This is a genomic window from Martinezella sp. CNPSo 3732 (assembly GCF_057784515.1).
Genome location: NZ_JBXSOO010000003.1, coordinates 361,186 through 373,890 on the forward strand (window position 1 = coordinate 361,186; position 12,705 = coordinate 373,890).

At 59.6% G+C, this 12,705-nt stretch carries 15 protein-coding genes; 11 read left to right on the top strand and 4 right to left on the bottom strand.

The window, feature by feature from the left end; translation table 11 throughout:
• Positions 1–44 precede the first annotated feature (44 nt).
• From AC13RM_RS10400 to AC13RM_RS10425, 6 genes are all read left to right on the top strand, one after another.
• Positions 45–683: a DUF1236 domain-containing protein gene (locus AC13RM_RS10400; RefSeq protein WP_488554912.1), complete on the top strand. Its 639-nt coding sequence runs from the start codon at positions 45–47 to the stop codon at positions 681–683.
• A 247-nt stretch (positions 684–930) separates the two neighbouring features.
• On the top strand, positions 931–1,194 hold the full coding sequence (locus AC13RM_RS10405; protein WP_092711633.1) for a hypothetical protein: 264 nt from the start codon (positions 931–933) through the stop codon (positions 1,192–1,194).
• 458 nt (positions 1,195–1,652) lie between these two features.
• A complete protein-coding gene (locus tag AC13RM_RS10410; RefSeq protein ID WP_285171541.1) occupies positions 1,653–2,123 on the top strand; it encodes a MarR family winged helix-turn-helix transcriptional regulator in 471 nt (156 codons plus the stop codon).
• 76 nt (positions 2,124–2,199) lie between these two features.
• A complete protein-coding gene (locus AC13RM_RS10415; protein ID WP_113230302.1) occupies positions 2,200–2,901 on the top strand; it encodes a response regulator in 702 nt (233 codons plus the stop codon).
• Positions 2,902–2,923: 22 nt separating this feature from the next.
• The gene (locus AC13RM_RS10420) at positions 2,924–4,306 is read left to right on the top strand and encodes an ATP-binding protein (protein WP_113230301.1); all 1,383 of its coding nucleotides are present in this window, start codon (positions 2,924–2,926) and stop codon (positions 4,304–4,306) included.
• A 24-nt stretch (positions 4,307–4,330) separates the two neighbouring features.
• A complete protein-coding gene (locus tag AC13RM_RS10425; RefSeq protein WP_113230300.1) occupies positions 4,331–4,912 on the top strand; it encodes a DUF1349 domain-containing protein in 582 nt (193 codons plus the stop codon).
• Between the two features lie 34 nt (positions 4,913–4,946).
• Here the strand turns inward: AC13RM_RS10425 and AC13RM_RS10430 are convergent, their stop codons facing one another.
• The 4 genes from AC13RM_RS10430 to AC13RM_RS10445 form a co-directional block, all read right to left on the bottom strand.
• Positions 4,947–5,288 (bottom strand): tRNA-binding protein, encoded by a 342-nt coding sequence (locus AC13RM_RS10430; protein WP_113230299.1) that lies wholly within the window; start codon positions 5,286–5,288, stop codon positions 4,947–4,949.
• 20 nt (positions 5,289–5,308) lie between these two features.
• Positions 5,309–6,148 (bottom strand): pyrroline-5-carboxylate reductase, encoded by an 840-nt coding sequence (gene proC, locus AC13RM_RS10435; RefSeq protein ID WP_374815233.1) that lies wholly within the window; start codon positions 6,146–6,148, stop codon positions 5,309–5,311.
• A gap of 1 nt (position 6,149) precedes the next feature.
• Positions 6,150–6,650, bottom strand: a complete 501-nt coding sequence (locus AC13RM_RS10440; RefSeq protein ID WP_069612651.1) for a type III secretion system chaperone family protein — start codon at positions 6,648–6,650, stop codon at positions 6,150–6,152.
• A 390-nt stretch (positions 6,651–7,040) separates the two neighbouring features.
• Entirely contained in the window at positions 7,041–7,301 is a 261-nt protein-coding gene (locus AC13RM_RS10445; RefSeq protein ID WP_113230297.1) for an accessory factor UbiK family protein, read from the bottom strand.
• Between the two features lie 264 nt (positions 7,302–7,565).
• Between AC13RM_RS10445 and lgt the strand changes: the two genes are divergently transcribed.
• The 5 genes from lgt to AC13RM_RS10470 all read left to right on the top strand — a co-directional run bounded on the left by lgt (position 7,566) and on the right by AC13RM_RS10470 (position 12,636).
• On the top strand, positions 7,566–8,453 hold the full coding sequence (gene lgt / locus AC13RM_RS10450; protein WP_374815628.1) for a prolipoprotein diacylglyceryl transferase: 888 nt from the start codon (positions 7,566–7,568) through the stop codon (positions 8,451–8,453).
• Positions 8,454–8,530: 77 nt separating this feature from the next.
• Positions 8,531–9,628 carry a class I SAM-dependent methyltransferase gene (locus AC13RM_RS10455; RefSeq protein ID WP_374815235.1) on the top strand — a complete coding sequence of 366 codons (1,098 nt, stop codon included), beginning with the start codon at positions 8,531–8,533 and terminating at the stop codon, positions 9,626–9,628.
• Positions 9,629–9,763: 135 nt separating this feature from the next.
• Positions 9,764–10,546: a peptidoglycan editing factor PgeF gene (gene pgeF, locus AC13RM_RS10460; RefSeq protein ID WP_374815237.1), complete on the top strand. Its 783-nt coding sequence runs from the start codon at positions 9,764–9,766 to the stop codon at positions 10,544–10,546.
• A 1-nt stretch (position 10,547) separates the two neighbouring features.
• A complete protein-coding gene (locus tag AC13RM_RS10465; protein ID WP_374815239.1) occupies positions 10,548–11,699 on the top strand; it encodes a M24 family metallopeptidase in 1,152 nt (383 codons plus the stop codon).
• Positions 11,700–11,754: 55 nt separating this feature from the next.
• Positions 11,755–12,636, top strand: coding sequence for a hypothetical protein (locus AC13RM_RS10470; protein ID WP_374815240.1), 882 nt, complete (start codon positions 11,755–11,757; stop codon positions 12,634–12,636).
• Positions 12,637–12,705: the final 69 nt, after the last annotated feature.

Consider the following 12,705-nt stretch of genomic DNA (forward strand, 5'->3'; position numbering starts at 1 on the left):
CGAAACGTTGAAGATAAGTCTTTCAAGACAGAAGGAGAAAACCAATGTCCTTGAAGAGGAATCTGTTGCTGACCGGCTTTGTCCTTCTCGGCAGTGCGGGTCTCGCTCAGGCCGAGATGGCCGCAACCACCGCCACGGATATAGAAGTTCGTTCCGGGCCGGGTGCGGAATTTCCGACGGTCGGCGTCGCCACTCGCGGGTCCGAAGCAACGCTCGACGGTTGCGTCGAAGGGAGCCGCTGGTGCCGGGTTGACGTCAATGGCATGCGCGGCTGGGTCTATGCGCAATATCTGAGCGTCGAACAGAATGGCATCTCGGTCGTCGTTCAGGACCACCGGGATGATCTGGGCATCCCCACCATCACCTACGAACAGACCGATCCGGTCCAGACCGGCAGCGTCCAGCGCGTTCAGCCCGATCCGAGCGACGAATTGCTGGGGCCCGCCGATCAGAGCAGTGGCGATGTAGTCGCAATCACTCCGCCCGAGGAAGTACGGACCTACATTGACGACAATCCGGTCGATGCGGTGCAGTTGCGTGGAGATCTGGCGGTCGGCGCCACCATTCCACAAAGCGTCGAAGTGCACCGTATTCCAGACTACCAATACAGCTACGTCGAGGTGAACCACCAGCCCGTATTGGTCGATCCGGGTACACGCCGCATCGTCTACGTCTACCGCTGATTCGCCCCGTAGTGCCACATAAGATGGCGAAATTGACATGCGGCGGGGCGGCCGCATGTCCAAATCGCGAATTTCCCCTGAAATTATTGCGGGATTCTCCCGTTTGAGTTGCCCTTCTATTTCCAGCGATCCGTGCATGATGTAATCCTAATATCAATGAAGGATTATCGCCGCTCCCTGGCACCGATCCGGGACGCCGCGAGAGGGCATCCGGAAGCGTCTCCGGAATTATGGGAGAAGGGCAGTCATGGAAAGTCTAGGGCCTATCATTACGCAATTGATTGCCGGTGCGATCGGTGGCAACGCCGCAAGCGCCGTTTTGAAGCAGGATGGGATCAATCTCATTGCGAGAACGATCGCCGGGGCCGTGGGCGGCCTTGGCGGCGGCCTCATCCTGAACCTGATCGGCAGCGAAGCTCTGACCGGCCTCATCGCGCAAGGCATATCCTCGTTGGTCGCCGGCGGCGTGCTCTCCGCGATCGTTGGTGCCGTTCTCGGCCGCAAGTCCTAACTAGATCGGATCGCACAAGCCCGGCCGGGCAACGGTCAGGCTTGTGCGGATCAATGCGCAATTCTGCTTGGCAACAGCCGCTTTCACCGTGCATCGAGCTAGGCAAGGCGAAAGCATGCCATCGCTACGATATTTGCTGCCTTCAATGACCGGATATGTGCACTCTCCCACCCGAGAGCCCATCTAAGGCTTTCATTTTGCCCCGGGCGATCTTACCGTTTCACCAAGCATCTGATCCCTGCGTCTCCGTGCCGGCGGGAGCGGAAGAGAATGCAGGATATGTTGGAGTTTTTATGGGGCCGCACTTAATTTCTTAATGAAGCAGCGCCATTTGGGCGGCATGGCATTGTGCGAAAGCGGGCAACGACGTAAAAATGCGTCAACATAACTGACATATTTTTGCGGAAGTTTCCCGGATGCTCCATAATAGGAAAGGAAATGTCACGGTGCCACGACAGATGAGCCAGAATGCGGCAAAGACTGAGCTGCTGGCTACGCCGATGCAGAATGCGGGAAGCATCGATTTCGAGATTATCGAGCTGCTTTTCTTCGCTTACCGTGATTTTGTCTCCGATCCGGACCAGATCCTCGTCAAGAGCGGTTTCGGCCGGGCTCATCATCGTGTCGTCCATTTCGTTAACCGCGAACCCGGCATGACGGTTGCGGACCTTCTGGAAACATTGCAGATCACCAAACAGAGTTTGGCGCGGGTTCTCAAACAATTGATCGATTCGGGTTATATTCGCCAGGTCGCAGGTCCGGAGGACCGGCGGCAGCGCAAACTGTACCCGACGCAGGCAGGGCGCGATCTGGCGCTGGCGCTGGCCGAGCCGCAATCGCGCCGCATTGAAAGGGCATTCGAAGGCGCGTCGGAAGCGACGCGCGAAAGCGTGAAGCGTTTCCTGCGGGGAATGCAGACCGAGAAATGACGGCAATCCCGCCCGTGGGGCCGGTGCGGAATGCGTCAACTCAATCGATGGGTAGGACAGGATCGAGACGAACCGAATGACGACAAAAGCAGCAATCTCGGATGACGCAGCACATCTTCTGGTGGTGGATGACGACACACGTATCCGTGCCCTCCTCAACCGTTATCTTATGGAGAAAGGTTTTCGCGTCACGGCTGCCGCCGATGGCGCCGAAGCCCGCCGCAAGCTGGAAGGGCTCGATTTCGACCTCATCATCATGGATGTGATGATGCCCGGCGAATCCGGCATTGCGCTGACGTCGAGCCTGCGTGCTATCAAGAACATTCCGATCCTCATGCTGACGGCGCTGGCCGAAGCCGATTCCCGTATAGCGGGCCTTGAGGCCGGCGCGGACGACTATCTGCCAAAGCCCTTCGACCCGCGCGAGCTGGTGCTGCGCGTCAACAATATTCTTCGCCGCAACGCGCCCGCCGATTCCCCGAAGATCGAGCTCGTGATGTTTGGTCCTTATACGTTTTCGCTCACCCGTAAGGAGCTGAAGAAGGCGGCGGAGCTCATCCGGCTTACCGATCGCGAGCAGGAAATCATGCTGTTGTTTGCCAAGCGCGCCGGCGAGACGATCCCGCGCCATGAACTCATCGGCAACGATGCCGAAGTGGGCGAGCGGACGATCGACGTGCAGATCAACCGGCTGCGCCGCAAGATTGAAGATGACCCTGCCAACCCTATCTGGCTGCAGACGGTGCGTGGCATCGGCTATCGCCTGAGCATAGACTGAGATCGGCCCGCGGGATCAGATTATGGTGACATTCGATTCGATCAGACGCGACCAGGATCACACGCCATCCAACGGCCTGAGGTGGCTTTCGCGCTGGATGCGTCGCTATATCCTGCCGACCGGTCTCTATGCCCGCTCATTGCTGATCTTTATCCTGCCGATGATCATTCTGCAGGCGGTTGTCACCGTCGTCTTCATGGAGCGCCACTGGCAGATGGTGACGCAGCGGCTGTCGATGGCGACCACGCGCGACATCGCCGCCATCATCACCATCATCCAAACCTATCCGCAGGATGCTGACTATTCCGCCATCACCCAGATGGCGCGTCAGAAGCTCGACCTTAGTATATCGATCGAACCTGGGGGTGAATTACCGCCCCCGCGCGAAAAGCCCTTCTTCTCCATCCTCGATGGCATTTTGAGCGACGAGATAAAGGAACAAATCAATCTACCCTTCTGGATCGATACGGTCGGTAACTCCAGTCTGGTCGAAATCCGCGTTAAGCTGCCGGACAAGGTGCTGCGCGTCTTCGCAAAGCGCAGCCAGACCTACGCCTCGAACACCCATATCTTCATTCTATGGATGGTCGGTACGTCGCTAGTGCTAATCGGCATCGCCGTCCTATTCCTGCGCGGCCAGATCCGCCCGATCCTGGCGCTGGCTCAGGCGGCGGAGAGCTTCGGCAAGGGCCAGCGCCTGGAAAACTACTCTCCCCGCGGCGCCGACGAAATACGCCGCGCGGGCCTTGCCTTCATCCTGATGCGCGAGCGCATCGAACGGCAGATCGAACAGCGCACGGCCATGCTCTCCGGCGTCAGCCACGATCTGCGCACCGTTCTCACCCGCTTCAAGTTGCAGCTCGCCCTTGTCGGCGAAAATCCGGATCTTGTCGGCCTCAGCGAAGATGTGGAGGACATGCAAAGCATGCTCGAGGGCTATATGGCCTTCGCTCGCGGCGAGGCCGAAGAAGATGTCGGACAATTCAAGCTCAGCGATATCCTCGAGAAAGTCCGGCAGGACTTCACGCTGCATGACAAGTCCATGAGCTTCTCCATCGAAGGAGATGACGAAATCTCCGTCCGGCCGAATGCATTTACCCGCCTGGTGACGAACCTCGCCACCAATGCACGACGCTATGCCAACAGCCTCCGCGTGGAAGCGAGGCATAGCGCCAAGTGGCTGACGATCATCTTCGACGATGATGGGCCCGGCATTCCGGTCGCCGCACGGGATGATGTATTCAAACCGTTCTTCCGGCTGGATTCGGCCCGCAATCTCGACAAGTCGGGCACAGGCCTCGGCCTTGCCATTGCACGCGACATCGCCCGTAGCCATGGCGGCAATGTCACGCTCGGCGACAGCCCGCTCGGCGGCTTGCGCGCCACCATCCGCATTCCTGCCTGAGAGAGAGAGAGAGAGAGAGAGCATATGCCGATCGATATCGATGGCATGCACTGGTTGAACACGCCGCCGATGTGGGAAGTGAACCAGGGACGCCTGTTCGTCCAGTCCGGCAATAAGACCGATTTCTGGCAGGAAACCTATTACGGCTTCCACCGCGACGACGGTCATTTTCTCGGAATGCCCCGCCGCGGCGATTTCACCGCCGTAGTCACCTTCGTCGGGCATTATCGGGAACTTTACGATCAGGCCGGCCTGATGGTCCGCCACGATGCCAGGCACTGGATGAAATGCGGGATCGAATACACAGACGGCGGCAGGCATTTCAGCGTCGTCGTCACCAATGGCAACTCCGATTGGTCGGCCTTCCGGCTCGATCACGAGTTCGATGCCATGTCGGCACGGGTCACCCGCAACGGCGACGCCCTCTTCATCCAGTATCGCACCGACCGCATGAGCGAATGGCGCATGGCAAGGCTCGCCTGGTTCGATCCGACGCTCGATGAAGTGTTGGTCGGCCCGACCTTCTGCTCGCCGCAACGCGAAGGCTTCGAAGCAGAATTCCTTGATTTCAGTCTGACCGATCCGGTATCAAAAGATATTCACTGAGGACACGTCCTTTCGATTGTGAAAGGGGCGCCGCTCACATCATCCTTTTGCCATTCGGCACCGGATGGGTCACCGCAGCCAGAACGATCGCGCCGGACTCATCCTCGAAACCGAGCGTCAGCACTTCGGAGCGAACCGGCCCGATCTGGCGTGGCGGGAAATTGACCACGGCCAGCACTTGCCGGCCGACAAGAGTTTCCGGCGTATAGTGCACGGTGATCTGCGCGGAGGAGCGCTTGATGCCGATCTCCGGCCCGAAATCGATCCTGAGCTTGTAAGCAGGCTTGCGCGCTTCCGGAAAAGTCTCCGCTTCGATGATCGTTCCGACGCGGATATCCACCCGCTCGAAATCGCCGTAAGTGATCTCTTCCGCCATATCCTGCCTTTATAGGAAACTCAACCGGCCAGTTCCTGCGCCCGTTTGCGCGCCGCTTCGAGGGCCGCGTCGAATAGAGGCTGCATGCCATCCTCCGCCATCAGGACGCTCAGCGCGGCAGCGGTCGTGCCACCGGGAGAGGTCACATTCTGGCGCAGGCGCGAAGCGTCGTCGGGAGACTGGTGCAACAATTCACCAGCCCCCGCGACAGTTTCCCGTGCGAGCCGCATGGCGAGGTCCGCCTGCAGGCCGAGCTTCCGGCCCGCCTCCGCCATGCATTCCACGAGATAGAAAACATAAGCCGGGCCGCTGCCCGAAACCGCAGTCACCGAATCGATATCGGCTTCGCCGGGCACCCATTCGACCGGGCCGGACACTTTCAACAGGTTCTGAACCAGCTGCCGCTGGCGGTCACTCACGCGTGCATTGGCAAAAGCGCCCGTCACACCGCGCCCGACCATGGCGGGCGTATTCGGCATGGCGCGCACCATGGCCGCTTCACCCAGATGCGTCTCAAGCGCGGAGAGCGTCTTGCCGGCCGCGATAGAGACGACGACCGTCGTCTCCCCGACAAGCGGCTTGAACGGCGGCAGAACCGCGTCCATCAGCTGCGGCTTGACGGCGATGAAGAGAACCCCCGCCGTCACACCTTTCGGAACTTCGGTGACATGGCTTGCACCGGCATCCGCAATCATTTTCCCCATCGCTTCCGCCGGATTGGGATCGACGACGATGACCGATGATCCCGGCACGCCGTTTTTCAGCCACCCCGTCAGCAATGCCCCGCCCATATTGCCGGCGCCGATCAGAACGATCGGTCCTGAGGATGCAAATGCATTGGCGGATTGTTCGCCTGTCATGTCACGCTTCGCCTACCGTTTCGAAAAGTACGGCTTCCATGGCGCGATTTGCATCGAGCCCGGACCATACGACGAATTGGAAAGCCTGATAGTAAGCCTCGCAGGTGTCAAGCGCGTTGGAAAGCAGCACTTCCACCTGACGGTTGGTGGGCTCCGCCCCGCCCGACAAGAGAAGGGATTGGCGGAAAATGACGATGTCTTCCTGACGCCACAGATCGAAATGACCCATCAGCACCTGCCCGTTGATGCACGACAAGAGCTTGATCACCTCGTTGACGCGCGGGTCCGGAACCTTGACATCGAACGCGCAGGCTATGTGCAGCGCTTCGAATTCCTCCATCCACGAGAACGAGACGTGATAGTCGGTCCATCGCCCTTCGACGGTCATGGCGATTTCGTCCTCGCCGGACCGTTCGAACGACCAGTCGTTGTTGGCGGCGACGAATTCGATCATGTCGACCGGATTCGATTGTCGTTCGGCTTCCATTTCCATAAGGCTCATGCAGCACCTTCTTGACCGGATCGGTTGCAGTTTTCCCGTGGCTCGACACTGAAAGAACGCAAACAATTTTACTCCGGAAACATCCTCGGGATGATGTTGAACGGCTGCCAGACTAACGCTTCCACCATGCCCGGGGCTTACCAAGTCCGTTTCGAATCATCATTTAAAATCAGTGTATAGCGGCATGCCCGGCATGCCAGCCCCTGAACGATGATTTTGGAAACGGCACTGTGGAAAGCTCTTCCGGCGTCTATTCAGAAGGGAGTCATAACCGACTCTGGCGATTGGCTTTTTTGCCTATGTCCACAGGTGGAAAACCGGACGGAAATTTTCAGAGGAAAAAGGCACGGCAAACGGGTGCCGCGCCGATCAGCAAACAGAAGTCCAGGCTTATTTGCCCTTGGAAGCGAGCTTGGCTTCGAGCGCTTCGATTCTCGCCAGCAACGCCTCGTTCTCGTCGCGCGCCTTGATCGCCATTTCGCGAACAGCCTCGAATTCCTCGCGCTTGACGATATCCATGCTGTTCAGCCAGCGCTCGGCATGGGCATTGAAGGCGGTCTCGATTTCGCGGCGCACGCCTTGGGCAGCACCGGCGGCATCGGTCATCAGCTTGGCGAATTCATCGAAGATTCGGTTCGGTCCAGTGCTCATGGCAGTCTCCTTGCGGCCGTCGGCCCTCAACGGTCAGGCATCGATATGGGCCAGATAGTGCTGAGGTAGGATTTCCAAGGGGCCGATGCAAGCAAATTGAGATAGGACTGGACAACCGGACCTGCCATCTCGGCGAGATCAACAATCGACTTGACCGTTTCGACAGCGAACGCCATGTTCCGCGCACATTTTGGATATTTAGCATGATCTTGCCCCGAAATGGCACGATGCTTTCGGGAACATGCTGCAACGGGCCTGACGATCTTGCTGACTTCCGCCAATCTCGCCGCCATCCTGCCTTTTCCGGATATTGATCCGGTCGCCGTTTCTCTCGGCCCGGTTTCAGTCCATTGGTACGGGCTTGCCTATGTCGCTGGCATTCTGCTCGGCTGGTTCTATGCCAGACGGCTGGTCGATAACGGCAAGCTCTGGCTGAACGATACGGCACCGATGACGCGCCAACATCTGGACGATTTCATCCTCTGGGTCGCCTTCGGCATCGTTCTCGGGGGCCGCATCGGCTATATCCTTTTCTACGATCTCGATCCGGTGCTGGCCAATCCGATCCGCGCCATCGAAGTCTGGAACGGCGGCATGTCCTTCCACGGCGGATTAATAGGCACGACCATCGCCATGATTTTGTTCGCAAGGCGAAACAAGATTCGCGTCTGGAGCCTGTTCGATATCGTCGCCGCCGTCGCCCCGATTGGCCTGTTCTTCGGCCGCATCGCCAATTTCATCAACGGCGAGCTCTGGGGCCGCGTCTCGGACGTTCCTTGGGCGATGGTCTTCTGCAGCCCGCATGTGATCGCCGCCCATAATGGCGTCTGCCCCGCAGGCTCCGATCCGCGCCACCCCAGCCAGCTTTACGAGGCTGGCATCGAAGGCATTATCCTCTTCCTCCTGCTCTTCATTTTGACCCGCTGGGCCCTAGCGTTGAAAAAGCCGGGCACGGTCAGCGGTATTTTTGTCATCGGCTATGCCTTCTCGCGTATTTTTGTCGAATTCTTCCGTCAGCCTGACGAGCAGCTCGGCTATCTGCTCGGCACGAACTGGCTGACGATGGGGATGGTGCTGTCGCTTCCGATGGTGGCGATCGGCCTTTGGGCCGTTATCCGCGCCCGTCAGGCAGCGGCAAGGCAGATGGCTTGAGGTGGAGTTCAATATCGCGTGGTCTTCATAAAGGTTGCTCCCATTTTGTCTGGGCCACGCATTAGCGAAAGCATAGAATGACAACGGCGCTCGGGGAAAAAATCAAAGCCATCATCCGCACCAACGGGCCATTGAGCATTACCGATTATTTTTCGCTGTGCCTCGCCGATCCGGTGCATGGTTATTACAAGACGCGTGAACCCTTCGGCCAATCCGGCGACTTTGTCACCGCGCCCGAAGTCAGCCAGCTATTCGGCGAGATGATCGGCGTCTTCATGGTCCATGCCTGGCAGCGGCATGGAACCCCTGCCGAGGTGCGTCTCGTCGAAATCGGCCCGGGCCGTGGCACGATGATGTCCGACATGCTGCGCGTCATCGGCAAGCTGGCCCCGCCGCTCTATGATGCCATGACGGTCCATCTCGTCGAAACCAGCGAGCGCCTGCAGGGCTTTCAGCGCCAGACCCTCGAGCCCTACGGCGCAAAAATCTCCTGGCATACGGATTTCGGCGAGGTGCCCGAGGGTTTCACCCTGCTCGCCGCCAACGAACTCTTCGACGCCATTCCCATCCGCCAGTTTGTTCGCACCGCCAACGGTTTCCGCGAGCGCACGGTCGGCCTCGACGCCAATGACGAGCTGAGCTTCACGGCAGGCGTCGCCACGCTCGATCCTGCACTTCTTCCGGAGGGCGGACTGCCGCCGATCGGTACGATCTTTGAAATCGCGCCAGCCCGCCAGGCCGTCATGACGACGATCTGCGACAGGCTTGCCGCCCATGGCGGCACGGCGCTTGCCATCGACTACGGCCACATGGCGACAAGCTTCGGCGATACGCTGCAGGCCGTGCGCATGCACGAATACGATCCGCCGCTGGAACATCCGGGCGAAGCGGATCTCACCAGCCATGTCGATTTCCAGCATCTGGCACAGACCGCCCTCGCCTCCGGCCTGCACATCAACGGCTGCTGTCATCAGGGCGATTTCCTCGTCGGGCTCGGCCTATTGGAGCGGGCGGCGGCCCTCGGCAGAGACCAGGATGCGGCAACCCAGCAGAACATCCGTGTCGCCGTAGAAAGGCTGGCCGGCGCCGGCGAAGGCAAGATGGGAGAGCTCTTCAAGGTGCTGGCGGTTTCCAGCCCGGCGATCGATCTCCTGCCCTTTCGTGCCGTCAGCTGAGGCTTGACCACCAATCCTACGGATTGACAGTGCGCGCCGGACTGGGCCAACATCCCAGTCAAATCGAACTGCTTCGCCGCGGCTGCGTTATTCATCGCACGACAGGCTGAACCAAGACACCAAGGGACACTGCAGTTGCCGACACCACTTGCAAGCACGCTGCTGAGCGCCGCCGAGGCTGCCGGCATTCGCCATGGTTATTTCACCCGCGCCGGCGGCGTTTCCGAAGGCCTTTATCGCGGGCTGAATGTAGGCTTGGGTTCGCATGACGATCACGAGCACGTGCAGGAAAACCGCCGCCGCGTGGCCGGCTGGTTCGGTCTGCCCGTCGAACGGCTTGCTACCGTGCATCAGATCCATTCGCCCGATGTCGTGACAATCGGCGCCTATTATGATGGAAGCCGGCCGCAGGCCGATGCGATGGTCACGGCGACACCGGGCATCGCAATCGGCGTGCTCGCCGCCGATTGCGGCCCCATCCTTTTTGCCGATCCGGAAAATCGGGTCATTGGCGCCGCTCATGCCGGATGGAAGGGCGCGCTGACCGGTGTGCTGGAAAATACCATCGATGCGATGGTGGCGCTTGGCGCTAGACGTGAAACGATCATTGCCTGCCTCGGCCCGTCCATCAGCCGGGCGTGCTATGAGGTCGGCCCCGAATTCGTCGAGCGCTTCCTCGCCCATGATCCCGATTATGCCAGATATTTCATCCCTTCGGAGCGCGACGGCCATGCCATGTTCGATCTGCCGTCCCTCACGGTCGATCGCCTGCACAAGGCGGGCGTCACCGCCGAAAGCCTGAACCTATGCACCTATCCGGATCCTGAGCGCTTCTTCTCCTATCGGCGCACGACGCATGCGAAGGAGCCGGATTACGGACGGCAGATTTCCGCCATCGCTATCGGAAAGGCAGCTTGATATGGCCTTGCATTTCGAACGCAGCGAATTCGACGCTCGTCTGGCACGGCTGCTGGCGAGAATGCAGGAAGAAAAGCTCGATGCCATGCTGCTTTTCGCACAAGAGAGCATGTATTGGCTGACGGGCTACGATACGTTCGGCTTTTGCTTTTTCCAGACGCTGGTCGTCAAGGCGGATGGATCTCTGACGCTGATGACGCGCTCGGCCGATCTGCGCCAGGCGCAGCTGACTTCTGTCATCAGCGACATTCGCATATGGGTCGATCGCGTCAACGCCGATCCGACGCTCGATCTCAAGGAGCTGTTGTCCGATCTCGATCTGCTCGGTGCCCGTATCGGTGTCGAGTATGACACTCACGGCATGACGGGCCGCATCGCTCGCCTGCTCGATCATCAGCTTGCGAGCTTCGGACAGATCATCGACGCCTCTTATCTTATAAGTCGACTGCGTCTGACGAAGAGCCCAGCGGAAATCGCCCATGTCGAACGTGCCGCCGCACTGGCCGACGATGCCCTCGATGCGGCGCTGTCTGTGGTCAAAGCCGGCGCGGACGAATCGGATATTCTCGCGGCCATGCAAGGCGCCGTCTTTTCGGGTGGAGGCGATTATCCCGCCAACCCATTCATCATCGGCTCGGATGCGGAAGCCCTGCTCTGCCGCTACAAGTCCGGCCGCCGCAAGCTCGGCGCCAATGACCAGCTGACGCTCGAATGGGCCGGTGTGGATGCTCATTATCACGCCGCCATGATGCGCACCGTCGTCATCGGCACTCCCACCCATCGCCATCGCGAGCTCTATAGCGCCTGCCTGGAAACGCTGCAGGCGATCGAAACGATCCTGATGCCGGGACACACCTTCGGTGACGTCTTCGACATGCATGCGAAGATCATGGACGAGCGTGGCCTTGCCCGCCACCGGCTGAACGCATGCGGCTATTCGCTCGGCGCCCGCTTCTCGCCGTCATGGATGGAGCATGAAATGTTCCATATGGGTAATCCGCTGGAGATTCAGGAGAACATGTCGCTCTTCGTGCACATGATCATCATGGATTCCGACAGTGGCACCGCCATGACCCTCGGACAGACCTATCTGACGACCTCGCAGGCTCCGAAAGCCCTTTCCCGCCACCCTCTCGAATTTCTTAACCGTTAGGGGCGTAAGATAGCGATCCTGGACGGTAAGACCGTCGGGAGAAAGGATCGCGTCAATGGGAGTGGTCAGGATAACGTTGACTGTCGCCGGCTTTTGCCTCGCGCTCTCCGCCTGCAATACCACGGACGCCCTGACGCCGCCCGAAGCCATCGGTGATGCCGGCTCCAGCCCTGTCACCCAGCGCGATGTCGAGCGCATGGCTTCGACACCCCAGCGCCGCCAAACCTATCAAAGCGCGCAGGAGAGTTACGGCTATCAGCAGCAGACCACGCAGCAGGCCTATCAGCCGCAAAACTACGGCGGCAGCGGCACGCTGGACGACCAGGCCTCGGCGTTGAGGTCGAACGGCACCAATCCCTATGCGTCGCGCCCGCTCGACGGGTCCCGCACTGCTTCCATCGCTCCAGCCAACAATCAGTTTTCGGAAGCCGACGAGCAGCGCGAAGCCGACCGGCGCTTGTCGGACGATCAGCAACCCCGGCAGCAGCAGCAAACTGCCGACGACCCACAGCCGGAACAACAGCAACCGGATCAACAACAGGCGTCGCTACCGCCCACGGCTGCGGCCGGCGGCAACAGCGTCCGCTTCCTGCCGATCATCGGCGCTCCCGTCGAAGCCGTCACGCCGCTGTCGCGCCAGCTCGGCGCCGACGCCCGCTCGCTCGGCCTGACGATCAAGAGCTCAAGCGATTCCAGCGCCGCCTATATCCTCAAGGGCTACCTTTCCGCCTTTGAAGACGGCCCGCAGATTTCCGTGACCTACGTTTGGGACGTGCTTGATAGTAATGGCAACCGCGTCCACCGCATCCAGGGTTCAGAAAGCGCGCCTCTGAAGCGTGGTGACCCTTGGTCAGCCGTTCCTCCAACGGTCATGCAGAAAATTGCCACCAAAACCATGTCGGATTTCAATTCCTGGCGCGAATCCAACGGTGGATAGCTAAAAGCTTTTCAGAAATATGAAAGCTAACACGCCTCTCCCTCTTGCATTCGAGAGCAAGGCGGTTAA

Excerpts from the sequence above, each read along its gene's own strand:
- AC13RM_RS10455 (WP_374815235.1), top strand. The coding sequence starts at position 8,531 with ATGACAACGGCGCTCGGGGAAAAAATCAAAGCCATCATCCGCACCAAC.
- AC13RM_RS10430 (WP_113230299.1), bottom strand. The coding sequence starts at position 5,288 with ATGGCGGAAGAGATCACTTACGGCGATTTCGAGCGGGTGGATATCCGC.
- AC13RM_RS10405 (WP_092711633.1), top strand. The coding sequence starts at position 931 with ATGGAAAGTCTAGGGCCTATCATTACGCAATTGATTGCCGGTGCGATC.
- AC13RM_RS10445 (WP_113230297.1), bottom strand. The coding sequence starts at position 7,301 with ATGAGCACTGGACCGAACCGAATCTTCGATGAATTCGCCAAGCTGATG.
- AC13RM_RS10465 (WP_374815239.1), top strand. The coding sequence starts at position 10,548 with ATGGCCTTGCATTTCGAACGCAGCGAATTCGACGCTCGTCTGGCACGG.
- AC13RM_RS10400 (WP_488554912.1), top strand. The coding sequence starts at position 45 with ATGTCCTTGAAGAGGAATCTGTTGCTGACCGGCTTTGTCCTTCTCGGC.
- AC13RM_RS10410 (WP_285171541.1), top strand. The coding sequence starts at position 1,653 with ATGAGCCAGAATGCGGCAAAGACTGAGCTGCTGGCTACGCCGATGCAG.
- AC13RM_RS10415 (WP_113230302.1), top strand. The coding sequence starts at position 2,200 with ATGACGACAAAAGCAGCAATCTCGGATGACGCAGCACATCTTCTGGTG.
- AC13RM_RS10440 (WP_069612651.1), bottom strand. The coding sequence starts at position 6,650 with ATGAGCCTTATGGAAATGGAAGCCGAACGACAATCGAATCCGGTCGAC.
- proC (WP_374815233.1), bottom strand. The coding sequence starts at position 6,148 with ATGACAGGCGAACAATCCGCCAATGCATTTGCATCCTCAGGACCGATC.
- AC13RM_RS10425 (WP_113230300.1), top strand. The coding sequence starts at position 4,331 with ATGCCGATCGATATCGATGGCATGCACTGGTTGAACACGCCGCCGATG.
- AC13RM_RS10470 (WP_374815240.1), top strand. The coding sequence starts at position 11,755 with ATGGGAGTGGTCAGGATAACGTTGACTGTCGCCGGCTTTTGCCTCGCG.
- AC13RM_RS10420 (WP_113230301.1), top strand. The coding sequence starts at position 2,924 with ATGGTGACATTCGATTCGATCAGACGCGACCAGGATCACACGCCATCC.